The following is a 22,115-nucleotide window of genomic DNA, read 5'->3' on the forward strand; positions in this document are numbered from 1 at the left end:
TGAGTGATGTTTCGGACAGTGCTACGGCGCGCCAGCTGGTCGGCGGCTGGCGGGCTGTCGGGCGGGGTGCGGGCGGATTGCGGGCGGATTGCGGGCGGAGTGCGGGCGGAGTGCGGGCGGGGTTGCGAGAGTGATGGATGTCGATGCAAGATCGGTTGGGTCGGCGCCTGGGCCGTCGTGTCCGTCCTCAAAGGAGAGATCATGACCAGACCGGTGAACCGACCTCTGGCCGTTGCCGCGGCTATCGCTGTCGCTGCTTTCGGCGCGTTCGCTGCTCCGGCGCCGGCCTCGGCGCACTGGAGCTGCGGGAGGGCCGCTCCCTCGGATAGGGATACCAGCGGCAACCACATCGTCTACTACAACTCTGTCCCGTCGCGCGTCGGCTCGTCCCGGCGCTGCGCGATTCAGGAGAACTACATCTTCCAGTCGGATCGTCTCGACTACCACTGCTATACGCGGGACATCGACAATACCGAGTTCTGGACCTACGTTGTCGTGGTCGGGCAGAACAAGCGCGGCTGGATCCGTGAGAGCGACCTGGCAGACGGTGGGTCGAACGTGCGTTGTGTGGGCGACACCTGATATCGGTTCTTCTGATCGGGCTCCGGTTCCTCGGTTGTGAGGATGCCGGGGCCTTGGTCTTCCGCTCGGCCTGCGATTGACGGGCTATGCCAGGAATGCAATGTGGCATGATCGAATGCTTACAGCTCGGGGCGCGGGTGCGGAATAATTATTCGCATGAGGCAGGCGTCGTTCTTCAGTCGGACTGAAATTGCGGTGATGCGTGACCGGACCGCTTCTCGCAATTATTCCGCCGAGCGTGACGCATTTCGCCGGGAGCATGAAAGGCATCGGGCTTGGGGGTTGCGGCAGCGGCATGCCGAGAAGCTTCGGCGCATCGAGCAGAGCCGGTCGGGGGCGGTGACGGCGCCTGCCGACGCAAGTAAGCCCGCGGTGGCTGGGCGCGCTCCGCCACCTGCGCCGCCCGTGCCCACTCCGGCACCTGCGCCGCCCGTGCCCACTCCGGCACCTGCGCCGCCCGTGCCCACTCCGCCACCTGCGCCGCCCGCGGCAGCTGCGCCGCCCGCGGCAGCTGCGCCGCCCGCGGTGCCCGTGCCCACTCCGCCGCCTGCGCCCACTCCGCCGGCATCTTCGATGGTGAGCCTGCCATCCCGAGCTGCGCGGGGATTGGCGGTCCGGTCGTGGGACAGGGCTGTGGGAGTCGTCGCTGCGACGATTGGCTTGCTCTGGGCTTTTATTGAATTTGGGTGGTCGTTGCGGGATTGTGGTCTATGTGGCAGTCGGTGTTGTCGGGCCGGTCCGGGTGCGCGTGGGTCACCATGCTGTGGCAGGGGTGAGTGTAGGCGGGTCGGAGTTCTTTGTTCTTGTTTCTATTGTCTTTGTTTATTGGTCGCGGCCGTATTTGTCGAAGGGTACTGTCCAGTCGCCCAGGCCGTTCCAGATGGGGAGGTCGCGGGGGGTGTTCTTGACGTCTACTATGTCGCCGATGAGGAAGGTGTTGTAGACCCATTTTGCGTCGGCTGTGCTGAGGTTGATGCAGCCGTGGGAGAGGTTGGCGCGGCCGAGCGAGCCGTTCCAAGGGGCGGCGTGGAGGTATTCGCCGGAGTAGCTGATGCGGGTGCAGAATTCGATGTTCTCGGACACGTAGTAGTTCGGGTCCTTGGGGTCGGAGACGCCGTAACTCGCGGAGCTCATCGTGTGTTTGCGTTTCTTGCCCAGGACGACGTGGGGGCCGCCGGCCGTCCAGTAACTGATGCGTTCGCCGTTGGCGCCGGTGGTGCCGCCGCCCTTGCCGAGGCTGCTCTTCATCGTGCGAACGAGTTTGCCGTCGATGTAGACCTTCGTCAGGTGGGTGCGGTTGTCGCTGATCGCGATCAACTGGCGGCCGATCTTGAAGTTGGTCGAGACGTTTTTCGCGCCGTACGTCGTCTTTCCGAGTTTTACGCCGTACATGGTGACGTTGACCTTGATTGTGGTGCCGGCTGCCCAGTATTTCGCGGGGCGCCAGTGCACGGTCTTGTCGTCTTTCCAGTAGAACTTGCCCTCGACGGCCGGCGAGGTCTTGATCTCGATGGCCTTCTCCGCAGCGTTCTTGTTGACGGCGCGGCTGAAGGCGACGATCACCGGCTGGCCGGCGCCGTATGTTCTGCCCTCCTTGAGGGCGAGCATCGAGTTGGCCTGGAAGGTGACCTGGGCGACGTTCGCCGGCTTCAGCGTGGTGAAGGTGGTGTCCTGGGTGGTCGCCGTGCCCGCGCTGTCGGCGGCCGTGACCGTCACCTTGTACTTCTTGCCGTAAGCCAGGTCGTCGGTCGAGCGCCAGGTTCCGTCGTCCTGCATCGCGCCGTCGATCTTCGCCTTGCCGGCGGTGACGGTGACCGACTGGAGGGTGCCGTCCGCGGCGCTGACGGTGATCGGGTCGACCGGCGACACGTCGGTGTCGCCGGCGGCCGGGGTCACGGTGAGCCGGACGGGCGTGACGGGGGCCGGTTCGATGTTCGCGGCCGGCTCGACCCAGTTCGTGGTGCCGCTGCCCGGCTTGTCCGAGGAGGAGCACCCGGCAGCCGTGGCTGCTGCGGCCACGCCGACCGCGCCGATAATCACCTTGCGTCGCTGAATCATGACTCTCACATTCGAGGGGATGTCAACCGGCGCCATCCATGGGCCCTACAGGGTAAGACGTGAGCGGGGCTCAAAAAGTTGAGTCCTTCCCAAAAGAATGATCATCCTGACAGATCTCGATCCCGAGCGGTAGGCCGGATCGGCCGCGCGGTGACAACCGGAATGTGACGTCGGCGACGGTGCTTCACCTGCTCAAAGGGACGTCTCAGGTGTCGGTGCGGTAACCAGTCGCTGGACGCGGGCAACTGGCTCGAGATGGCGGCGACCGGCGACAGCATCGGGCAGCGGTGGCATTTCGTTCCGCTGGGTGACGAGTCGTTCGCGGTGCGCGCCTCCTCGTACGGCGACTGCTATTCGCTCGACACACACAAGAACGGCTGGCTGCCGGACCAGCGCAAGACCTACCTCGCCGAGAGCCGCCGCCGCTGGCGGACCATCCTGCACCCGCTCACCGACGCCGACGGCCTCTCGATGATCGTGCTGCCGGTCGACGACACCGCCTGCCCGTCGAAGGTCTTCGTGATCGAGCCGGCCCAGCCGGTGATCGGCTCCGACGACCAGCCGTGGGGCGACGGCATCCTGGTCTACACGGTCGACGCCACAGTGGAGAGCGGCGAGTGCCCGGTGGTGGTGATCCCGCGGGTGGAGAGCTACAGCGAGACGTACGGCGACCTCTACGAGGCGCCGTACCGGGAGGGCGACGTCGCCGAGGTGAGCGAGGGACGCGCGCGGCTGACGGTCGCGGTCACCAGGCGCTTGGGTACGGCGTACGAGATCGAACTGACCTGGGCCGGCCCGTCACCCACTGACGCCGGCCGCGCGTCCTACCCGGTCACGCTCCGGGAGGGGTAGTCGGTGCAGGTGGTTTCCCGGAGGTGGCAGACCGCGTCGTAGGCGTCGAGGACGTCGACGTCGGTGAGGTAGTGCTCCATCCGCATCTGCTGGTAGGCGGGTCCGTCGGTCACGGCGGACCGGGCGGCGCGCAGGTCGGCGAAGGCCACCACCGGCCGGTCGCTGAAGGCCGCCTCGACGCAGCCCGCGGTCAGCGGTGCCGGCGCATGCTCGAGGACCCGGAAGCCCAGCGGGTGGTCCGGGTCGGGGCGGACCTGAGCGGTGCGGCCCGACCCCGCGGTGACGGCGACGGCCAGGTAGTCGTCGCCGAGGGCCTGCGCGAGGTGATAGCCGGCGGGGAACAGCCCGAAGGCCCCGTCGTGGTGCACCGGTGTCCTGCGCAGATGGCAGTTGTGCACGGCCAGGACAACCGGGCCGTCGTCGGCGAGGCGCAGTACCGACTCGGCGAGGAAGGCGTCGGTGGCGGACGACCCGGCGGGGATGCCGCGCCCGGCGAAGTCGCGTAGCGCGTGGTCGCCGTACCAGAGACCCCGCATCTGGTGCAGCGCGGCGGCCTGTTCCCGCTCGCGTCCCCGGGTGCGCTGGTACGCGGTCATCGTCTGCATCCGCCCGAGCAGCCGGCTCAGTGCGGCGGTCATCGCGTCCTGGTCGGCATGGCTGGTTGCGGTGTATTGGTGCAGGACCGCGAAGATCGACGTGGGGTGGAAGGCCGCGGCGCGTTCGCGTACCTCGTCGAGCAGCGGCAGGGCATCGGGGTCGGCCTCGCGGAGGTAGCCGGCGAGGGCGGTGAGGGCGGCCTGCCGGGTCGAGATGATGGTGCCGGCGAACCGTACCGGAGTGGTTGCCCGTCTGTTGTGGTCACGCAGCCAGGTCAGCAGGTTGTGCATCTCGGTGCACTCGCCGAGCCCGCCCGCTCCCGCGCCGGCGGCCGCGACGGCCTGCACCGTCCCCGGGCCACCGCGGACCCAGGCGTTCACGGTGTGCGCCTCGGTGAAGGGCGCCTCGAAGGCCAGCGTGGTGAATCCGCAGCGCTCGACGAGGAACCGGAGCAGGCGGTGCCGCAGCAGGTAGAACTCCCGCACGTGATGGGCGTTCTCGCCGATGCCGACCACGCGGGCGGATCCGATCAGGTCCCGCAGCGGCTCCAGGTCGTCGAGCGGGGCATCCGGGTCCAGGGTATCGGCGGTGACGGCGTACCGCCGGATCCATGCGCTGAGCGTGGCCATGACGGCCTCCTATCGCAACTCGTTGTGGCGATAAGCTGATCGTCACACGATGACCGGACCCAAAGCAACGGGGAGTTGCGTTAAATGACAGTCGGCCGGGGCCCGAAGGTCCGCGCCGCGGTACTCGCCGCCACGATGCTCGAACTCGCCGATCGCGGCTACGCCGATCTGACCGTCGACGGTGTGGCGCAGCGGGCCGGCGTGAACAAGACCACCGTCTACCGTCGCTGGCGGGACCGGCAGTCCCTGGTCGCCGACGCGATCACCGATCAGATCGCCGCCGAGGTGCCGATCCCGGACACCGGCGGAATCGACGGTGACCTGCGGGCCTTCGCCCGGTCGCTGATCCGCACGCTGGCCGGTCCCACCGGGCAGGCGATCGCCGGCACGATGCTGGCCGGCGCCGCCCGGATCCCCGAGATCGCCGGGATCAAGCAGCGGTTCTTCGAGGACCGGATCCGCCGGGCCGAGCCGTTCATCGATCGAGCTGTCCGCCGGGGTGAACTGCCCGCCGGCATCGATCCCGCTGAGCTGATCAAGACCCTGATCGCACCGATCTACCTGCGGCTGCTCGTCACCGCGGAGCCGCTCGACGACTTTCTCGCCGACCGGGCCACCGCGATCACCCTGGCAGCGGCCCGCGCCGGTGCGATCCCCGGCAAGCGGAGCTGAGGTAAGCGAATCAGCGCAGGCCGGCGAGCCAGGCGTTGGGGTCGCGGCGGACGCGGTCGACGGCGCTGAGGGCGGCGCCGATCACGGCGGCGTCGGGGCCGAGAGGTGCCGGGCGGATCTCGATCGGGGACCAGGCGGCGGTGAGGACGCGGCGGCGGACCTCGCGGCCGATGCCGTCGGTGAGCCAGGAGGCGAGCAGGGAGTAGCCGCCGCCGAGCAGGACGGTGCCGACGTCGACCAGGTTGAGCAGGGCGGAGACGGCGATGCCGAGGGCGGTGGCGGCCTCGTCGAGGGCGGTCAGGATCCGGGGGTCGCCGGCGGCGACGAGGGCGTCGATCTGCACCGCGGGAGACGTACGCAGATCGCGCTCCACCTCCGGGACAGCCGCAAGAATCGCCCCCAGCCCGGCCAGGCCCTGCAAGCACCCGGTCGCACCGCACGCGCACGCCGCCCCGTCGCTGCGCACCATCACGTGCCCGATCTCGCCGCCCCAGCCGCGCAGCTGAACACCGTCGAGGACCAGCCCCGCGCCGATGTCGAACTCCCCGCTGACACACACGAAGTCCCGCAGTTCCGGCTCGCCGCCGTACAGCTCACCGAGCGCCGCCAGCCGCGCGTCGTTGTCGACGAGCACCGGCAGCCCCAGCGGCGCCAGCGCACCACCCGCGTCCACGTCCCGCCAGCCCAGGGCCGGCGCGAACCGCACGACGCCGTCCCGCACCGGCCCCGGCACCGCGAGGGTCGCACCGACGACGGTCAGGTTCTCCGCGGCCGCCGCTGCGATCGCCCGTCGCGCCATCCCGGCGAGTTCCGCCAGCACCGGCGCGGGGCTCCACGACGACAGCGGTACGAAGTCGAGGTGGCGCACCGTACCCGTCAGATCCACCACGCAGGCCGACAGCACGTCGGCACGGATGTCCAGCCCCAGCCCGGCCGGCCCGGTGCGCGCCGGTTGCAGCCCCACCCGGGGCCGCCCGCTGCTGCCCGACCGGGCCGGCCCGGCCTCCTCGATCAGCCCCGCGGCGAGCAGCTCGTCGACGATCCGGGAGATGGTGGGCCTGGTCAGCCCGGTCGCGGCGGCCAGTTCGCTGCGGGAGATCGGTGCCCGCCCGGCTCCGGCGATCTGCCGGAAGGTCAGGACCAGGTTGTGCGCGCGGAGGCTGTCCTGCCGGATCGGGATGTCCGTGCTCGGCGCGACCCGGTGAACCGGCCGGGTCATGAGGTCAGGTGATCCGTGTAGCCGGCGGCGTCGCTGGGTGACACGGTGCCGTCGGCGACCACGGTGATGACCCGGCGGGCCAGGCTGGCGCCCGGATGCAGCAGCAGGGGCCGCTCCCAGGCGAGGGCCGAGCCGATGCCCAGGTAGTCGCGGGTGCGGACGAACCACGGGTCGGCCCGGGTGTCCTCGTCGGCGCCGAGGAAGACCAGGGTCCAGCGGTGGCCCGCGACCGAGAGCCAGCGGGCGGTCCGGCCGTGGACGGCTTCGGCGCCCGTACCCGTCTCGGCGGTGATCCGGCAGTCGCCGCCCGATGGTGCCCGCCAGAAGAACCCGCCGTATCCGGCGCCGGCCCGGCCGTGCGCGGCCGGGCTGCTGATCGTGAGCTCCCGGCCGGTGACGTTGGTGAGGGTGAAGGCGAAGTCGAGAGCCCAGGCGTCCGGGTCGAGCTGCCGGCGGGAGATGACCCGGTGCTCGGACAGCAGGGTGGTGCCGTCGATGGTGTTCCAGCGCAGGTCGTGGGCGAGCCGGGCGGCCGAGCGGCGGCGCCACCGCACGTGCTGCTGGCTGCCCTGGTTGTCCAGCCAGGCGGGTCCGTGCCCGGGCAGGAAGGTGCGCCCGCCCCAGAAGTTGGCGCCGTCCACCTCGGCGACCGCGACGCTGACCCCCAGGTGGTGGCGGTGCGATGCCGGCATCAGCTCGGTCACGGCGACACCGTTCATCGTGCGCACCGGGTGCAGGTAGGGCCGCGGTGACAGGGCGACGGGCAGGTCGGGGCGCCACGTGTACTCGAGGACGGCCTCGTCGTAGATGCGGAGAACCGCCGGACTGTCACCGGTCACGCAAGGAGGATAGTCGTGGATCGTTCGGTCCCTCAGGCTGCGGTGACGTGGAAGGGAGGGTGGGCCGTGTTCCACCCATCCGCTGCCGGTGTCCGCCGCGAACCTGGCCACCGCACCGTCGGTCACGGTCACCGCGAGCCGCACCGGGCCGTCGACCATCAGGGGTTCGCCGACGTCACGCTCCGCCTCGCCTCCGGCATCGGCAGTCTTGCAGACCAGCGTCGTGCCGCCGGGCCGTTCTTCCAGGCCTATCCAGGTGTACGTGTGACCGCACACGATCACCCCTGCCCGCGCACCGGCCGGGGCGCTCAGTTCCACGCTGGTCTCCGCACGGCATCGCGGGCTCGGCAGCCGCTGTCCGAGAACAGTCGTGACGGCGCGCAGGTCGCCGTCGCCGGGCCGGCAGGCCAGCCGCAGGCCGTGCCCGCCGGGCTGGGCGAGCAGGATTCCACGGTCGGAGTTGGCCGGCCAGGTCCAGTGCGGACCGGGGAAGCCGCCGGGGAACGTGTCGCCGGCCGGCGGTGCCTCGACCTGTCGCTCGCGCCGGTCATCGGGTTCTTTCTCGCGGGCCAGAAGTACCTGGTCAAGGGCATCGCCACCACCGGACTGAGGTGAGCGCCGCGCAAGGCTTCAGGGCAGCGCTGGTGGGAGTTCTCCTGAGCCTCGCTGCACCAGGCAGGTGGGGATCCAAACCTCCGCCGGTGGCCCGGAGTCGCCCGCGATGCGGCGGAACAGCGCCTCCGCAGCCGTGCGGCCCATGGTGATCGGGTCCTGGGCGACCACGGTGACGCCCGGTTCGAGCAGGTCGGCCAGGGGGAAGTCGTCGAAGCCGACGAGTGCCACCTTGCGGTGCAGGCCGAGGCGGCGCAGTGCGCGGACGGCACCGACCGTTACCAGGTTCTGGCAGGTGAACAGGGCGGTGGGCGGGTTCGGCCGGCGGAACAGGTCGAGGACCGCGCGTTCGGCGTCGGCGGTGGTGCCGAGGCCGGGAACGAACAGCGAGAGGTCGGGTTGGAGGCCGGCGGACCGCAGGGCGTCCAGGCAGCCCTCCGCGCGTTGCCGGGCGGTGGTGACCCGGGTGTGGTCGCCGAGGCAGGCGATCCGTTCGTGGCCGTGCGCGATGAGGTGCCGGGTGGCCTCGGCGGCGCCTTGGGCGTTCGTCGCGAGGACCGTGTCGGCCGGTATGCCGTGGCCGGGGCGGTCGACGAAGACCACCGGGGTGTCGGCGCGTACCTCGGTGGCCAGGTAGCTCTGGTCCGGGCCGGAGGGGACGATGATCAGGCCGTCGGCGCGGCGCATGGTGAAGGCCCGCGCCAGCTCGCCTTCGCGGCGGGGGCAGTCGTCGATGCTGCCGATCAGAACGTGTACGCCGTGAGCCCGCGCCACGTCCTCGACAGCACGATGCAACGCGGCCGAGAACGGGTTGCCGACATCCTCGAGCAGCAGCCCGATCGTCTCGCTGCGCCGATCGGTGCGCCGTAGCGTGCTGGCGTGCAGGTCGGGGCGGTAGTTGAGGGCGTCGACGGCGTCGCGTACCCGGATCGCCATTGAGGAGGAGACGTGGCGCTCCTCGTTGACCACTCGCGAGACTGTTTTGAGGCTGACACCGGCGAGACGTGCCACGTCGTTCATCGTGGGACGGCCGGTGACACCGGTCGATGCGTTGGCGGGCATCCGCGTCCTCCCGTTCGGCAAGCGGTCTGTGCTGCCCGTGGATACGGATCAAGACGGCCCGCGGACGGGTGGAGTAACGGAAAGCAATGCTGCAAGATACGTGGTGTTGACTTTGAAGGTCGGGGCGCGTCTACTCCTTTGACAACGTTGTCTGACGCCCTCCGAGGTCGCGGTCCGGGAGGAATCGAAACCCATGCCACTGACTCCAGCCGATGTCGACAACGTCGAGTTCCGGTCGCCGCCGGCTGGTTCGCGTGGCTATGACGACTCCGACGTCGACGCGTTCCTGGACGCTGTCGCGGACGAGATGCGCAGGCTCACCGCGGAGAACCAGGCGCTGAGCGCCAAGGCGGGCCGTTTGGAGTTCGCCGGGCGTACTGATCCGGCTGGGCGCTCCGGGGCTTTGAATTCCGGTGTGGCCGAGCGTGAAGAGCTGGCCGAACGGCTTCAGCGGCTGCAGGAGAGCTGTGCCCGCGCGGAACGGGATGCCCGGGCGATGCGCGCCAAACTGGAGCAGGCCCGCGCCGCGGCCGCGGCAGCCGAACCGCCGCCCGCGATCGGGGGACCGGGGATCGCCGGCGTTCTGGAGCTGGCCCAGCGGACGGCGGACGAGCACCTCGCGGAAGCCCAGCACGAGGCCGAGACCGTGCTGCGCCAGGCCACCACCAAGGCCGACCAGCTCACCAGCGACGCTGAGCTGCGGGCGTCCACGCTGGTCGCCGACGCCCGGCACAACCACGCCGAGCGGATCGCCGGCATCGCCGAGAAGCGGGTGGCGGCCCTTGAGGAGATCGCCGACCTGGGACGGTTCGCGCAGCACTATCGGGCCGGACTCTCCGGCCTGCTGAACGAGCGTCTCACCGAGTTGACCGGCAAGCCCCGCCCCGACAAGCAATTGGGTTCGGAGCCGCCGGCGGCCCGGTCCGCCTGAGACTTCGGCTGGGTCCGTCCGACGCTTACTCGGCTCGGTTCGCGTCTTTACCGGACGCTTACATCGACGCATCAGCTTCGCCGCATGCCAGAGAGAAGCGAGGTTGCGCACCTTCTGCGCCGACTCACCTTCGGCCCCACATCGGCGGAGTCGGACGCCGCCGAGCGTTCCGGATACCAGGCGACGCTGGCGTCGTCTCGGGCATCGGTGTGTCGTGTGTCTTGTGTCGTGCGTCGTGCGTCGTGCGTCGTGCGGGGCGTGCGTTCAGAAGGTGAGCACGATGCGTCCGGTGGCAGCTCCCGAGGCTTGGCGGGACCAGGCCTGCGCGACCTGTTCGAAGGGCATCACCTCATGCGTCACGGAGAGCCGGCCCGCCGCCGCGTGCTCCGCGACGGTGGTCAGGGAGGATGCCCGTTCCTCGATGGTCAGGGCGTTGTTCGTGTAACCGAGAACCCGCAGAGATCCGCTGCGCAGCGTCGCCGAGTCAATCGGCGCGGTGGGCCCGGCGGAGCTGCCGAGGTTCACCAGACGCCCACCCGGCCGCAGGACCTGCAGCGCTGCTGCTGCCGGAACCCCGAACACTGGGTCCAGCACCAGGTCGACCGGGCCGTCCGCCGCCTCACGCAGGCGCGCGGCCAGGCCCGATACGTCGTCCGCACCCGCACCGGCACCGGCACCGGCACCGGCACCGGCACCGGCACCGGCACCGGCACCGGCACCGGCACCGGCACCGGCACCAGCACCAGCACCGGCACCGGCACCGGCTGAGGCGCCCGCGCCCGCACTCGTGCCCGTGCTGGGGTTCAGCTGCACTGCGGCCGCCGCGCCCAGTTCCAGGGCGCGGGAGCATGCGGTCTCGGAGCGGGCGACGGCGATGACGCGGCGGGCGCCGGCGAGGAGGGCGAGTTGGATGGCGGCCTGGCCGACCACGCCGCCGGCGCCGAGGACCACTACCTGTTCGCCGGCGGTCAGGCCGCCGGTTCGGGTGAGGGCGGAGTGCGCGGCCACGGCGGAGAGGCCCAGCGCGGCGAGGGCTGCGAGGGGAACCTGCGGTGGGAGGGGGACGACGTCGTTTTCCGGCACGGCTACGGCACCGGCCATGCTGCCGTCGCCGGGGCGCATCCCGGCGGAGGTGGCGAACCAGACCGGTGTGCCGTCGGGGCGGTGGCCGACTCCCTGCACCCCGGGCACGTAGGGCGTGGCCGGAGTGCCGAAGTAGCTGGTGCCCGAGGCGCAGAGCAGGTCGAGTGGGGTGATCGGCGCGGCGGACACCGCGATCAGCACCTGGCCCGCGGCCGCTATCGGCACCGGGCGCGGGGTGACCGCGGGCGGCTGCCCGCAGACCTTGAGGACAGCCGCCCGGATCACGTTGCGATGTCCGGGTAGGGCATGTCGAAGTGCGCGAGGCGTGCGCCGTACGCCTTCTGATACTCGAGAGGTTCCGTGTTGTCCCGCTCGAACATGGCGATGAACAGGGTCAGCGTCAGGAACGGGTGCGCGCCGAGTTCGAAGAGACGTACGTGATCGTGGTTGGTCAGGGCCTCGCGCTCGTCGTCGGTGAAGCGCAGCCACGTGCTTGCCTCACCGGTGTGGCAGTTGAGCACCGCGTTGGCGCGATCCTGCTCCCACCAGGTGACGAACTCGCCGGGAGTGTCCCGGTAGCGCTCGACGAGCGACGGATCCCGGTCCACGGTGTACAGGAACTTGTTCAGCAGATACTTGCTCACGCCATTCCTCCGCTTCGCTGCGAGCCGGATTGGGTTGAGGCGCTGGGTCTGGTGAAGACCGTTGCGCGTCGCTGCGAGCCGGCGCGAGTGGAGGCGCTGAGCCTGGTGATGAGCGTTCCGCGTCGCTGCGAGCCGGCACGACCTGAAGCGCTGGGCCTGGTGAACTTTTTGCTGTCGTTCACGCCGGTGCTCCGTTCGGGTACCAGGTGAAGTAGGCCTCCATGGTGTGGAACAGGTCGAGGGTGTCGACGTGGTCCGCCTTCGCGCCGGCGCCGGCCACGCCCATCATGAGCATGAAGTCCATGAAGCCGTGGGTGGCGTTGCCGGGGGAGTGAAGGCTGTCGAGTGTCACCTCGCGCAGGCAGTTGTCGAGGTCGCCGGTGGCGATCCACTCGACGGCCCGGCGGTCGAATTCCGGGTCCGGCCCGTGCGGCCCGAACTGGCGCGGTCCGCCGAGCTCGAGTGACAGGTGGCCGGTTCCGATCACCGCGACGCGCAGGTGGGAGGGCCAGTCCTCGATGATCTTGCGGATGGCCTCGCCCAGCTTCACGAAGCGGGACGGCTGCGGAAGCGGTGGGGCGAAGATGTTCGTGTAGATCGGCACGATCGGCAGGTCGGCCTCGGGCCGCAGCGTGATGATCGGGCAGGTGATGCTGTGGTCGATTCGCAGCTCGTTGCTGAACGCCAGGTCGAAGCCCTCGTCAAGGCCGGCCCGCAGGATGTGCGAGGACAGGTCCTCCTGGCCCTTGAGCAGCATCCGCGGCAGGCCGAACTCGCGCTCCTCGTTGTACCAGTTGGCGTCGTAGAAGGGCGCCTTGCCGACGAGGAACTGCGGCATGTTGTCGAGCCACAGCTGGTGGAAGTGATCCGAGCCGACCATCACCAGGACGTCGGGGTTGGCCCTGGTCAGGGTCTCCCGGAACGCCAGGATCTTGCGCGTCCACTCATCGGCGAACGGGGGACGATCCTCGCCGGTGGCGGTGCTGGCCCGATAGTAGAACGGGTGGTGGGTGGAGGCGATGACCGCGACAATGCTGGCCATAGTCAATCCTTACGGCTCGTAGACGGCGTTCCGGTCGACGGTGCGGTAGATGTCGTTGCCGAGGGGACGGCGACGTTCCTCGGCCAGGTGGCCGAGCAGGCCCGCGGCGCGGGCCAGCAGCGCGAATCCGCGCAGCAGATCGATGGGCAGGCCCAGGTCGGCCAGGGCGGCGCCGCACACTCCGGCGCCGTTGAGCGGGAGCCTCCGGCCGAGGACCTGCTCGTGCACGCGGCCGATGGCTTCGAAGAGCCGCAGGTGCGGGCCGTAATACCCCTCGTCCTGGGCGATCTTGATGAGGACCGGTGTGCGCGGGTCCTGCTCCTTGTGGACCGGGTGCCCGAGCCCCGGCACGAAGCGTTTGGCGGCCCGGGCCGCTTTCACCGCTTCCAGGGCGACCTCGTCGTAGTCCTCGACCTCGCCCGCCTCGGCGAGAGTGTCGGCCAGGAAACGGCCGCAGTCCTCGGTCACCCCGAGAAACCGGGAACCGCCGCCGAGCAGACCGGCGGCCAGGGCGCCCTGCAGGGCTTCCGGGGCCGAGAGGTAGGTCAGGCGCGCCGCGATCGCGGTCGGGGTGAACCCGTGATCCGCCAGCGCGACCAGCACGGCCTCGAACACCCGGGTCTCACCGGGGGTCGGCCGGCGCCGGGCGACCAGCCAGAACGCCAGCTCACCGAATCCGACCTTCCCCATCAGGTCGCCGGCCAGGTCCTGGCCGAGCAGCGAGATGGTGGTCGCGTCGGAGGTGCCGAGACCGGTCGGGAACTCTAGTTGCTCAGCCACGCGCGGATCTCCTCGCCGTGCTCGTCGAGCCCGGGTGGCGGCAACTCATACCGCGCGGGGGTCTCGGAGAAGGTGATGGGGTTGCGGACGCCGGGCACCCCGCCGGTCTCCACCACGGGCTGGAGCCCCAGCTCGTCGGCGAGGGCCACCCCGCCGTCGATGGTGTTGATCGGGGCGCACGGCACGCCCGCCGCGATCAGATCGCGGAACCACTCGTCGCGGGTCCGCTTGACCAGCCGTTCCACCAGAAGTGGCCGGAGGGCCTCGCGGTTGGCGGTACGGTCCTGATTACGGCCGAACCGTGGGTCCTCCGGCAGCTCCGGCAGGCCCAGGACCTGGCACAACTTGCGGAACTGGCCGTCGTTGCCGGCGATCACGATCAGCTCGCCGTCGGCGACGGGCAAAGGCTCGTACGGGAAGAGGCTGGGGTGCGCGTTGCCCATCCGGTAGGGGACGGTGCCGCCGGCGACATAACCGCTGGAGTGGTTGACCAGCCCGGACAACGCCGACGACAGCAGGTTGACCTCGATGTGCTGGCCCTTGCCGGTCTGGTCGCGGTGGTGCAGAGCGGCCAGGATGCCGATGTTGGCGTGCATCCCCGTCATCACGTCGAAGACCGAGATGCCGGCCCGGTACGGAGAGCCGCCGGGATCGCCGGTGAGGCTCATCAGCCCGGAGATCGCCTGGACCATCAGGTCGTAACCCGGAAGGTCGGCGCCCGCGCCGGTGCCGAAGCCGCTGATGCTCGCGTAGATCAACCGCTGGTTGGCCGCCGCGACGGTGTCGTAGTCGAGGCCGAAGCGCGCCAGCCCGCCGGGTTTGAAGTTCTCGATCAGCACGTCGGCACGGCGGGCGAGCTCCTGGGCGGCGGCCCGGTCGTCAGCGTCCTTCAGGTCCAGGGCGATCGACCGCTTGTTGCGGTTGATGCCGAGGTAGTAGGTGGAGACGCCGTCGCGGACCGGCGGCATCCAGGTGCGGGTGTCATCGCCGGAGGGGCCCTCCACCTTGATCACCTGAGCGCCCAGATCGGCCAGGAGCATCGTCGCGTAAGGCCCGGCGAGGATCCGGGAGAAATCCGCCACGAGCAAGCCGTCCAGAGGCCCGGTCTTCTGCTGCGCCATCGTTACCGCCCGTCCTGCGGACACCTGTCCGCTGAATCAGAATCCCCGGCGGACAGCTCGATGTCAATGACTTCTTGACAGGATTCGTGACCGGGACCACACTTACGCCACCTCGATGACCGCCAGGCGGACAACCGTCCGAGAGCGGGAGAGGGATGTCCGAGAGGGGGAGAGGGATGAGCGCCAACAACCGGCCGGTCCTGCTGCGCAACGGCCTGGTTCTCACCATGGACGACTCACACACGGTGCTTCCCGGCGCCGACGTGCTTGTTGTCGGCGACCGGATCGCGGAGGTGGGCCACGGCCTCACCGCGCCCGATGGCGCCGTGGAGATCGACGCGTCCGGCGGCATCGTCATGCCCGGCATGGTCGACACCCACCGGCACATGTGGCAGACCGCGATGCGGGGATACGGGGCCGACTGGACACTCACCCAGTATTTCGTCTGGTACTACCTGGAATCCGGCAAACTGTTCCGCCCGGAGGACATCTACGCCGGCAACCTGCTGTCCGCCATCGAGGCGATCGACGCCGGGGTCACCACGACCGTCGACTGGTCGCACGGCCTGCAGAGTGCCGATCACGCCGACGCCGCGGTCGACGCCCTGGAAGCGGTGCCCGGACGGTTCGTCCTGGCCTATGGCAACATCCAGCAGGGCCCGTGGGAGTGGTCCACCTCCGACGCGTTCCGCGACTTCCACCGGCGCCGCGTCGACGGCGGGAGACTGGCCGGCTTCCAGATGGCGTTCGACGTCACCGGCGACCCGGCGTTCCCGGAGAAGGCCGCCTTCGAGGTGGCCCGAGAGCTCGGCGTCACGGTCACCACGCACGCCGGCGTCTGGGGTGCCACCAACGACGACGGCATCCGCCTGATGTATGAGAACGGCTTCATGACGCCCGGCACCGTCTACGTGCACGCCGCCACGCTGGCCGCCGACTCGTACCATCGGATCGCCGCGACCGGCGGCTCGGTCTCCGTCTCCACCGAGAGCGAGCAGAGCGCCGGCCAGGGCTATCCGCCCACCTGGCAGCTGCGCAACCACGGGATTCCGGTCTCGCTCTCTATGGACACCAGCGTCTGGTGGAGCGGTGACCTGTTCTCGGCGATGCGCACCACGCTCAGCGCCGACCGGGTCCGTGAGCACCTCGAGGCGCACGGCAAGAAGGAGACCGTCACCCACCACCACCTGCGGGCCGAGCACGTCGTCGACTGGGCCACCCGCGGCGGTGCCAAGGCCCTCGGGATGGATTCCGAGGTCGGCGCGCTCACCCCGGGCCGGCAGGCCGACATCGTGCTGATCAAGAACGACGCGTCACCGGCGATGTTCCCGATCCTCAACCCCTACGGCCACGTCGCCTTCCAGGCCCAGCGCGGCGACGTGCACACCGTGCTGGTGGGTGGCCGCCTGGTCAAGCAGGACGGCAAGCTCGTCGGCACCGATCTCGCGGCGGCCCGGGCCAAGGTCGGCGCGACCCTGGACCACCTGCGCGAGACGCTCGGCGAGGAGGCGTGGCAGCGGGGCATGAACCCCGACATCCCGGAGGCCAGTGTGCTGGAGAACCCGTACCAGTACACCGAGTACGACGCCGGCTCGGCGCAATGGAAGCATTGAGCGCATGACCGACATCGGAAGGGGCGCGGCTCCCGACTTCATCGAGGCGCTTGCCCGAGGACTCGACGTGCTGCGCTCCTTCCGTTCCGGCAACCCGGCCATGACGCTCAGCGAGATCGCCACGCTCACCGGCCTGGCGCGGCCGACCGTGCGGCGGATTCTGATCACCCTCGAACAGCTCAACTACGTTCGGGCCGACGGCCGGGGTTATGCCCTCACTCCCCGGGTGCTGGAGCTGGGCATGGCCTACGTGCACTCGTTGAACCTGTGGCAGGTCGCCCGGCCGCACATGGAGAAGCTTGTCGCACAGACCGGCGAGTCGACCTCCATGGCACAGCTCGACGGCAGCGACATCGTCTATGTGGCGCGGGTGGCCGTGCCGAAGATCGTCACGCTCGCGGTGAACATCGGCACCCGCTTCCCTGCTCCGCCCACGTCGATGGGGAAGGTCCTGCTCGCGGCCCTGCCGGCGGCGGACCTGCCGGGCGTGCTCGCCGAGCCGTCGCGGTCCGGCATCACCCCGCGCTGGCAGCCTTCGGCCGAGGATCTCGACAGGGCACTGCGAGAGGTACGGGTGAAGGGCTGGGCTCTCGCCGACCAGGATCTGGCGCCGGGCATCCGCTCGGTGGCCACCGGCGTCCGCGATGGTGAGGGGCGGGTGGTCGCCGCGATCAACGTGACCGTGCACGCGGCGGAGACCTCCGTCGAGACACTTGTCGACGACCACCTGCCGATGCTGCTCCGTACCGCTGCGAACATCAGTCACGACTGGTCCCTGATCGCCTCGATCCCCGCCATCACCGTCTGACCTTTTCGTCCCACTGACTGAGGTGGAGGCTCCGTTGACCGTTTCCTCCCAGTCGCTACAGCGGTGTCCGGTCTGTGGCGGCCCCGGACAGGCATTCGCCGCCGGCCGCCGCCATCAGGTCGTGCAGGATGATCCCCAGCGGTGAATTCCAATGCTGGTTGGCGCAGCGCAACAGTTCGAGGGCGTCTTGATGAGGGAGCGCTCATGCGTGGCAGAGGCATCACCTACGACACCGGATTTGTCCGGCACGGTGTCAACTCGCGGCGGCATTTTGATGCCGGGACAGCCGAGCGGGAGCTTTTGAGTATCCGGGAGGAATTGCACTGTTCGGCCGTACGGATAACTGGTGGTGATGCCGACCGGCTGGAGGTCGCCGCGGAGCTTGCGGCAGGCCTGGGTCTCGAGGTCTGGTTCTCGCCCTATCCGCTGGAGCTGACCGGGGAGCAGATGCTCACGTTGTTCGCTGACTGTGCCGACCGGGCGGAGCGCCTGCGGCAGCGTGGTGGTGAGGTCGTGTTCGTGACCGGCGCGGAGCTCAGCCTGATGAACCAGGGCTTCCTGCCCGGCGACACGATGGAGGAGCGGCTCGCCCTGCTTCAGCAACCGCACCGGCTGCGCGAGATGATCGGCGAGGTCGGCGCCCGGGTCAACGCCTTCCTCGCCGAGGCCGTCGCCGTCGTTCGCGAGCGGTTCGGCGGCAAGGTCACCTATGCGTCGGTGCCGATCGACCGGGTCGACTGGACGCCTTTCGACATCGTCGCGATGGACGTCTACCGCTCGGCGGAGATCGCGGCGACGTTCGCCGAGACCTTCGCCGAGGGTATGCGCAGCCCGAGCTTGCAGGGGAAACCGGTGGCGATCACCGAGTTCGGGTCGGCGACCTACCGCGGTGCGGGTGATCGTGGCGCGCTCGGCCTGGAGATCGTCGAGTACGCGCCGGGCGCCGGGCCGGTACGGCTCACCGGCGAGTACGAGCGCGACGAGGACGGACAGGCCACCTACCTGCGGGAACTACTGGAGGTCTTCGACGCGGCGGGTGTGGACACCGCGTTCGTGTTCCTCTTCGCCCTCCACGATCATCCGCACCGGCCCGGCGGCGACCCCCGTGACGATCTTGACCTGGCCAGCTACGGCATCGTCCGGACATTCGACGACCCTGACCGGTCGTTCGAGCCGAAGGCCGCGTTCCACGCCGTCGCCGATTATTTCTCGCGTACGCCTACGCGGGCGCGCAGATGACGTCATCCACCAGCCGCAGGGTGCGGCGTTCCACGGCGATCGCCGCCTCGTCGCCGGCGAGCTGGGTGCTGCGGGACACGACGACCACACGGCTGCCGTCCTCGCTGACGCCGTTCGCGGTGCTCATGCCGGGCACGTCACCGCCGTGCGACCAGTACCCGCCGCAGCGGTTCGGGATGAACATGATCCCGAGGCCGTACCGCGCGCCGGGAATGTAGTCCTGGAACGTCTCGGCGAGCACGGTGTCGTGCAGTTGCGCCATCTGCCGGGGCTTGAGCAGGTGGCCGCGTTCCAAGGCCTGCCAGAAGCGGGCGAGGTCGGCCGGAGTGGTGACCAGGTTTCCGGCGGCGCCGGCGGCGGACACGTTCCACGTTGTCGTGTCGGTCAGCGGGCCGCCGGGCTCCCACTGCTGGTAGGCCTTGGCGTGCGGCGACGGCAGGAACGGCCGGTCACCGGGTGAGGAGGTGTCGCGCAGGCCGAGCGGCCGGAGGATGCGGGCGCGGACCTCGGTGTCCCACGGGCGGCCGGTCACCGCCTCGATGATCATTCCGGCGAGGATGAAGTTGGTGTTGGAGTAGTCCCAGCTCGTACCGGGGGCGAAGCCGGGTTCGTGCTTCATCGCCAGGGCTACCAGGTCGGCGGGCTCGTGGTGCTCGAAGCGGTGCGCCAGGAAGCCGTCGTAGCTGTTCAGCCCCGGCAGGTCGTTCGTGTAGTTGGAGATTCCGCTGGTGTGCTGGAGCAGCTGCCGTACGGTGATCGCTTTTCCGTCGTTGCCGTTCCCGGCGACGACACCCGGCAGCCACCGGTCCACGGTGTCGTCGAGCGACAGCTTCCCCTCGCCGACGAGCTGTAGCGCGACGACCGACACGAACGTCTTGGTGTTGCTGCCCATCCGGAAATAGCCGCCGAGCGGAACCGGCGTGCCCCGATCGAGGTCGCCGACACCGGCCCGCGCGCGGGTGGTGACGCCGTCGGTGCGGGCCAGCGCCTGGACGCCGGTCATGCCGAGCCGGTGCAGATCGTCGAGCGCGGCCTGAAGATGTCGGTGGTGGCCGGTGGCGACCGGTGCCGCGCTGGCGGCAGTTGGCACCGCGCTGGCGGCGACCGGTGCTCCGATGCCGGCGACGAGTGTTGCTGTCAGAGCGGTGGCGAGGCCCCATCGGCCGAGATCGCGTCGCATGTGTGACCCTCCCTGAAGGATGCGGAACCTCACCGTATGAAGGGTTTCGATGCATTCCCATCCGGCAGCCACCCCGATCGGGGTAGGGCTGGCACTACCCGCCGCGCGATAATCGGCGGGTGCCTCTGACCGATCTGACACAGCCGCAAGCCGCCCTCTACGCCGGGATGCTGGCCGCCACCGGCGCGATCGTCGGCGGGACGATCGCTGCCATCCTGACCCAGTGGCTGGGCGGGCGGGCGCAGCGGCGGCGGCAGTGGGACGAGATAAGACATGTCGCGTACGCCAGAGTGGCCGAAACTTTCCACAGCGCCTGGGGGCTCTACGACCACAGAGGCCGGTTGCGTGTCGATCCGGGTGCGGAACGGCGGGCGGGGGACGAACTGCTGGCCGCCTACTCGCGGGCAGTGCTGCTGACCCGGAAGAACAAGTCGGCGGAGGCGCTGGAGAGGTTGCACGAGACGGCGCAGGATTTGTGGGACCGGTCGTCGCGTCCGTGGGCCGAGGTGGATGAGGCGTGCCGGCAGGCGGAGCGGGAGTTCCGGCGGGAGGCGCGGGCGGAGCTGGGGTTGTCGCGGCGGCGGGGGATTCCGGCGCTGAAACCGCCGCCCGTCGCTCAGCCGCCGCCCGTCGCTCAGCCGCCGGCAGTGGCTCAGCCCGCGGCGGCCGGGACGGTTGGTGCTCAGCCGCCGGCAGCACCGCCGGGGTCGGCACCCGCACCGGTCGCCCCACCCGCGGCTGCCCCGCCCGCGGCTGCCCCGCCCGTGCCTGCTGCGCCCGCGACTGCGCCCGTGCCGGCCGTTCCGGTTCCGCCGGCGGGGGAGTCTGCCAAGGTCAGTGACAACTTGACCTCGAAGGTTGCCTCGGCCGACGAGGAGCAGAGGTAGACGCCGTCGTCCGTTCCGAACGCCACGTTGAAGGCGACCTCGAGCTCGCCCACCTTCAGGCCGGAGTCCGGGGCGTCCTTGACCGCCTGTGACATGGCTCCGAGCACCGATCGGATCGCGGCCCGCAGGTCGTTCTCCCGCTGAGCGAGCTCGGCGGTTCCGAAGCGGCGGGCGGCGATCTGGCGCCCGTCACCGGAGACGGGACTGCGGGTCTCGACGCGGACGATCGGTTCGGACATGGGAGAGCCCCTCTCGGCCTGGCCGCCAGAACCCGCCAAACGTATCGCGGTGTCCGGCGGTCGCGGTCGTTCACCCGTACGGGAAAATCGGTTCGGGGTTGATAGGCAAGTAATGACTTGCCTATCATCGAGGTGTGGATGACGACGTGGGGGAGGGTGACGTTTTCAAGGCCCTCGCCGACCCGACCCGGCGGAAGATCCTCGACGAGCTGGCGGAGCGCGACGGGCAGACACTGTTCGAGATCTGCTCGCGGCTGGCGATGAAATATCAGCTCGCGTCGTCGCGGCAGGCGATCTCCCAGCACCTGGACGTGCTCGGCGCGGCGGGCCTGGTCACCAGCCGCCGCGAAGGGCGCTACAAGTTTCACACCATCGACACCGCACCTCTGGAGCGCCTCACCGATCGGTGGCGCCGCAGCGAGACTAAGGACAACTGATGCGCGTTTATGTCACGAGCGTTCTCGTCAACGACCAGGCGGAAGCGCTGAAGTTCTACACCGAGAAGCTGGGCTTCGTGAAGAAGAACGACATCCCGCTGGGCGAGGCCAGCTGGCTGACCGTCGTCTCGCCCGAGGACCCGGAGGGCTGCGAGGTGCTGCTCGAGCCGAGCGGGCACCCGGCCGCCAAGCCGTGGAAGGAAGCGCTGGTCAACGACGGTATCCCGGCGACGTCGTTCGCCGTCGACGACGTGCAGGCGGAGTTCGAGCGGCTGCGTGACCTGGGTGTCCGGTTCACCCAGGAGCCCGTGCAGATGGGCAACGTCACGACCGCCGTCCTCGACGACACCTGCGGCAACCTGATCCAGATCGTGAAGGTCGCCTGACTGATGAGTTTCGGTCTCGGGGTCCTGGCGATCGACGGGTGGACGGACGCGGCGGAGGTTGTCGCGATGGTCGATCGGTGCCAGGGCGCAGTGCATCCGGAGGGTGAGCTCGATCTGCGGATCGCCGGGTTCTACGAGAGGCTGCGGGCTCGCTTTCCGGACCAGCCGCCTCTCCTCCCGCCGGATAAGAGCCCGTGGATGGATACGCCGCTGGATGTCGGTATTGATCACGTGCTGATGAGTCTCAGTTTCGGGGAGCGGTCCAGTCCGGCGCTGGAAATGATCATGGAGCTGGCCGGTGAGTACGGGCTGACGGTTTGGGATCCGCAGGACGGGACCGCCACGATCCCGCGCCAGGACGCCTTCCGGGGTGGATCGAGCGCGGGTTGACGCGGGCTCCGGCTGGCCGTCAGCGGTGCCTTTCGGGCCGTGAGGCGCCGCTCAGTGCCAGCCGGGCAAACCAGCTGGGCGTGAGTGGGGTGTTTCGGTCGTGGGGGCGCCGCTCAGTGCCAGCCGGGCGGACGGGCTGGGCGTGAGTGGGGTGTTTCGGTCGTGGGGGCGCCGCTCAGTGCCAGCCGGGCGGACGGGCTGGGCGTGAGTGGG

At 69.7% G+C, this 22,115-nt stretch carries 22 protein-coding genes and 1 pseudogene; 10 read left to right on the forward strand and 13 right to left on the reverse strand.

All coding sequences use genetic code 11. From position 1 onward, the window contains the following. Nucleotides 1-201: 201 nt before the first annotated feature. Nucleotides 202-582 (forward strand): hypothetical protein, encoded by a 381-nt coding sequence (locus tag ACFQV6_RS35745; protein ID WP_378032107.1) that lies wholly within the window; start codon nt 202-204, stop codon nt 580-582. A gap of 822 nt (nt 583-1,404) precedes the next feature. Here the strand turns inward: ACFQV6_RS35745 and ACFQV6_RS35750 are convergent. Next, nucleotides 1,405-2,640 (reverse strand): Ig-like domain-containing protein, encoded by a 1,236-nt coding sequence (locus tag ACFQV6_RS35750; protein WP_378032108.1) that lies wholly within the window; start codon nt 2,638-2,640, stop codon nt 1,405-1,407. 255 nt (nt 2,641-2,895) lie between these two features. On the opposite strand from ACFQV6_RS35750, the gene ACFQV6_RS35755 reads away from it, so the two are divergent. Beyond that, on the forward strand, nt 2,896-3,492 hold the full coding sequence (locus ACFQV6_RS35755; protein WP_378032109.1) for a hypothetical protein: 597 nt from the start codon (nt 2,896-2,898) through the stop codon (nt 3,490-3,492). Here ACFQV6_RS35755 and ACFQV6_RS35760 read toward each other — a convergent pair. Beyond that, on the reverse strand, nt 3,465-4,718 hold the full coding sequence (locus tag ACFQV6_RS35760; protein WP_378032110.1) for an erythromycin esterase family protein: 1,254 nt from the start codon (nt 4,716-4,718) through the stop codon (nt 3,465-3,467). The genes ACFQV6_RS35755 and ACFQV6_RS35760 overlap by 28 nt on opposite strands. A gap of 84 nt (nt 4,719-4,802) precedes the next feature. Between ACFQV6_RS35760 and ACFQV6_RS35765 the strand changes: the two genes are divergently transcribed. After that, on the forward strand, nt 4,803-5,390 hold the full coding sequence (locus ACFQV6_RS35765; protein WP_378032111.1) for a TetR/AcrR family transcriptional regulator: 588 nt from the start codon (nt 4,803-4,805) through the stop codon (nt 5,388-5,390). Nucleotides 5,391-5,400: 10 nt separating this feature from the next. On the opposite strand, the gene ACFQV6_RS35770 is transcribed toward ACFQV6_RS35765, so the two are convergent. From ACFQV6_RS35770 to ACFQV6_RS35785, 4 genes and pseudogenes are all read right to left on the reverse strand, one after another. Further along, the gene (locus tag ACFQV6_RS35770) at nt 5,401-6,609 is read right to left on the reverse strand and encodes an ROK family protein (protein WP_378032112.1); all 1,209 of its coding nucleotides are present in this window, start codon (nt 6,607-6,609) and stop codon (nt 5,401-5,403) included. Continuing rightward, entirely contained in the window at nt 6,606-7,448 is an 843-nt protein-coding gene (locus ACFQV6_RS35775; protein ID WP_378032113.1) for a PmoA family protein, read from the reverse strand. Before ACFQV6_RS35775 ends, ACFQV6_RS35770 begins: the two co-directional genes overlap by 4 nt. A 132-nt stretch (nt 7,449-7,580) precedes the next feature. Next, nucleotides 7,581-8,021 (reverse strand): annotated as a pseudogene (locus tag ACFQV6_RS35780) (hypothetical protein); the annotation flags it as partial. Between the two features lie 57 nt (nt 8,022-8,078). Continuing rightward, nucleotides 8,079-9,122, reverse strand: coding sequence for a LacI family DNA-binding transcriptional regulator (locus tag ACFQV6_RS35785; RefSeq protein ID WP_378032114.1), 1,044 nt, complete (start codon nt 9,120-9,122; stop codon nt 8,079-8,081). A 193-nt stretch (nt 9,123-9,315) separates the two neighbouring features. On the opposite strand from ACFQV6_RS35785, the gene ACFQV6_RS35790 reads away from it, so the two are divergent. Beyond that, nucleotides 9,316-10,053 (forward strand): DivIVA domain-containing protein, encoded by a 738-nt coding sequence (locus ACFQV6_RS35790; protein WP_378032115.1) that lies wholly within the window; start codon nt 9,316-9,318, stop codon nt 10,051-10,053. Nucleotides 10,054-10,317: 264 nt separating this feature from the next. Here ACFQV6_RS35790 and ACFQV6_RS35795 read toward each other — a convergent pair whose 3' ends face one another. The 5 genes from ACFQV6_RS35795 to ACFQV6_RS35815 form a co-directional block, all read right to left on the reverse strand. Next, nucleotides 10,318-11,421: a zinc-binding alcohol dehydrogenase family protein gene (locus tag ACFQV6_RS35795; RefSeq protein WP_378032116.1), complete on the reverse strand. Its 1,104-nt coding sequence runs from the start codon at nt 11,419-11,421 to the stop codon at nt 10,318-10,320. After that, a complete protein-coding gene (locus ACFQV6_RS35800) occupies nt 11,418-11,780 on the reverse strand; it encodes a hypothetical protein (protein WP_378032117.1) in 363 nt (120 codons plus the stop codon). Before ACFQV6_RS35800 ends, ACFQV6_RS35795 begins: the two co-directional genes overlap by 4 nt. A gap of 178 nt (nt 11,781-11,958) precedes the next feature. Further along, complete coding sequence (locus ACFQV6_RS35805; RefSeq protein WP_378032118.1) at nt 11,959-12,822, reverse strand: extradiol ring-cleavage dioxygenase; 864 nt, start codon at nt 12,820-12,822, stop codon at nt 11,959-11,961. 9 nt (nt 12,823-12,831) lie between these two features. After that, complete coding sequence (locus ACFQV6_RS35810; RefSeq protein ID WP_378032119.1) at nt 12,832-13,602, reverse strand: citryl-CoA lyase; 771 nt, start codon at nt 13,600-13,602, stop codon at nt 12,832-12,834. Then, entirely contained in the window at nt 13,587-14,723 is a 1,137-nt protein-coding gene (locus tag ACFQV6_RS35815) for a CaiB/BaiF CoA transferase family protein (protein WP_378032120.1), read from the reverse strand. Before ACFQV6_RS35815 ends, ACFQV6_RS35810 begins: the two co-directional genes overlap by 16 nt. A 176-nt stretch (nt 14,724-14,899) precedes the next feature. Here ACFQV6_RS35815 and ACFQV6_RS35820 point away from each other — a divergent pair, with 176 nt between their 5' ends. From ACFQV6_RS35820 to ACFQV6_RS35830, 3 genes are all read left to right on the forward strand, one after another. Next, complete coding sequence (locus tag ACFQV6_RS35820; RefSeq protein ID WP_378032121.1) at nt 14,900-16,336, forward strand: amidohydrolase family protein; 1,437 nt, start codon at nt 14,900-14,902, stop codon at nt 16,334-16,336. A gap of 4 nt (nt 16,337-16,340) precedes the next feature. After that, nucleotides 16,341-17,144 carry an IclR family transcriptional regulator C-terminal domain-containing protein gene (locus tag ACFQV6_RS35825; protein ID WP_378032122.1) on the forward strand — a complete coding sequence of 268 codons (804 nt, stop codon included), beginning with the start codon at nt 16,341-16,343 and terminating at the stop codon, nt 17,142-17,144. Between the two features lie 204 nt (nt 17,145-17,348). Next, nucleotides 17,349-18,383 (forward strand): hypothetical protein, encoded by a 1,035-nt coding sequence (locus ACFQV6_RS35830; protein WP_378032123.1) that lies wholly within the window; start codon nt 17,349-17,351, stop codon nt 18,381-18,383. Here the strand turns inward: ACFQV6_RS35830 and ACFQV6_RS35835 are convergent. Both ACFQV6_RS35835 and ACFQV6_RS35840 read right to left on the reverse strand, forming a co-directional pair. Next, the gene (locus ACFQV6_RS35835; RefSeq protein ID WP_378032124.1) at nt 18,364-19,563 is read right to left on the reverse strand and encodes a serine hydrolase domain-containing protein; all 1,200 of its coding nucleotides are present in this window, start codon (nt 19,561-19,563) and stop codon (nt 18,364-18,366) included. The genes ACFQV6_RS35830 and ACFQV6_RS35835 overlap by 20 nt on opposite strands. A gap of 682 nt (nt 19,564-20,245) precedes the next feature. Then, nucleotides 20,246-20,689, reverse strand: a complete 444-nt coding sequence (locus ACFQV6_RS35840; RefSeq protein ID WP_378032125.1) for a CU044_2847 family protein — start codon at nt 20,687-20,689, stop codon at nt 20,246-20,248. 134 nt (nt 20,690-20,823) lie between these two features. On the opposite strand from ACFQV6_RS35840, the gene ACFQV6_RS35845 reads away from it, so the two are divergent. From ACFQV6_RS35845 to ACFQV6_RS35855, 3 genes are read left to right on the forward strand one after another with little or no spacing between them, the layout of a single operon-like run. Continuing rightward, nucleotides 20,824-21,126 (forward strand): ArsR/SmtB family transcription factor, encoded by a 303-nt coding sequence (locus tag ACFQV6_RS35845; protein ID WP_378032126.1) that lies wholly within the window; start codon nt 20,824-20,826, stop codon nt 21,124-21,126. Next, on the forward strand, nt 21,126-21,512 hold the full coding sequence (locus tag ACFQV6_RS35850; RefSeq protein WP_378032127.1) for a VOC family protein: 387 nt from the start codon (nt 21,126-21,128) through the stop codon (nt 21,510-21,512). Before ACFQV6_RS35845 ends, ACFQV6_RS35850 begins: the two co-directional genes overlap by 1 nt. Before the next feature lie 3 nt (nt 21,513-21,515). Next, complete coding sequence (locus ACFQV6_RS35855; RefSeq protein ID WP_378032128.1) at nt 21,516-21,902, forward strand: hypothetical protein; 387 nt, start codon at nt 21,516-21,518, stop codon at nt 21,900-21,902. The last annotated feature ends 213 nt before the right edge of the window (nt 21,903-22,115 follow it).

This window comes from Actinoplanes sp. GCM10030250 (assembly GCF_042666575.1).
In the GTDB taxonomy this organism is placed as follows: domain Bacteria; phylum Actinomycetota; class Actinomycetes; order Mycobacteriales; family Micromonosporaceae; genus Actinoplanes.

Bases quoted from the DNA above. Each gene is read 5' to 3' on its own strand.
- ACFQV6_RS35755 (WP_378032109.1), top strand. From the start codon at position 2,896: ATGGCGGCGACCGGCGACAGCATCGGGCAGCGGTGGCATTTCGTTCCG.
- ACFQV6_RS35855 (WP_378032128.1), top strand. From the start codon at position 21,516: ATGAGTTTCGGTCTCGGGGTCCTGGCGATCGACGGGTGGACGGACGCG.
- ACFQV6_RS35840 (WP_378032125.1), bottom strand. From the start codon at position 20,689: ATGTCCGAACCGATCGTCCGCGTCGAGACCCGCAGTCCCGTCTCCGGT.
- ACFQV6_RS35790 (WP_378032115.1), top strand. From the start codon at position 9,316: ATGCCACTGACTCCAGCCGATGTCGACAACGTCGAGTTCCGGTCGCCG.
- ACFQV6_RS35770 (WP_378032112.1), bottom strand. From the start codon at position 6,609: ATGACCCGGCCGGTTCACCGGGTCGCGCCGAGCACGGACATCCCGATC.
- ACFQV6_RS35825 (WP_378032122.1), top strand. From the start codon at position 16,341: ATGACCGACATCGGAAGGGGCGCGGCTCCCGACTTCATCGAGGCGCTT.
- ACFQV6_RS35805 (WP_378032118.1), bottom strand. From the start codon at position 12,822: ATGGCCAGCATTGTCGCGGTCATCGCCTCCACCCACCACCCGTTCTAC.
- ACFQV6_RS35765 (WP_378032111.1), top strand. From the start codon at position 4,803: ATGACAGTCGGCCGGGGCCCGAAGGTCCGCGCCGCGGTACTCGCCGCC.
- ACFQV6_RS35835 (WP_378032124.1), bottom strand. From the start codon at position 19,563: ATGCGACGCGATCTCGGCCGATGGGGCCTCGCCACCGCTCTGACAGCA.
- ACFQV6_RS35750 (WP_378032108.1), bottom strand. From the start codon at position 2,640: ATGATTCAGCGACGCAAGGTGATTATCGGCGCGGTCGGCGTGGCCGCA.
- ACFQV6_RS35850 (WP_378032127.1), top strand. From the start codon at position 21,126: ATGCGCGTTTATGTCACGAGCGTTCTCGTCAACGACCAGGCGGAAGCG.
- ACFQV6_RS35815 (WP_378032120.1), bottom strand. From the start codon at position 14,723: ATGGCGCAGCAGAAGACCGGGCCTCTGGACGGCTTGCTCGTGGCGGAT.
- ACFQV6_RS35760 (WP_378032110.1), bottom strand. From the start codon at position 4,718: ATGGCCACGCTCAGCGCATGGATCCGGCGGTACGCCGTCACCGCCGAT.
- ACFQV6_RS35820 (WP_378032121.1), top strand. From the start codon at position 14,900: ATGAGCGCCAACAACCGGCCGGTCCTGCTGCGCAACGGCCTGGTTCTC.
- ACFQV6_RS35830 (WP_378032123.1), top strand. From the start codon at position 17,349: ATGCGTGGCAGAGGCATCACCTACGACACCGGATTTGTCCGGCACGGT.
- ACFQV6_RS35745 (WP_378032107.1), top strand. From the start codon at position 202: ATGACCAGACCGGTGAACCGACCTCTGGCCGTTGCCGCGGCTATCGCT.
- ACFQV6_RS35785 (WP_378032114.1), bottom strand. From the start codon at position 9,122: ATGCCCGCCAACGCATCGACCGGTGTCACCGGCCGTCCCACGATGAAC.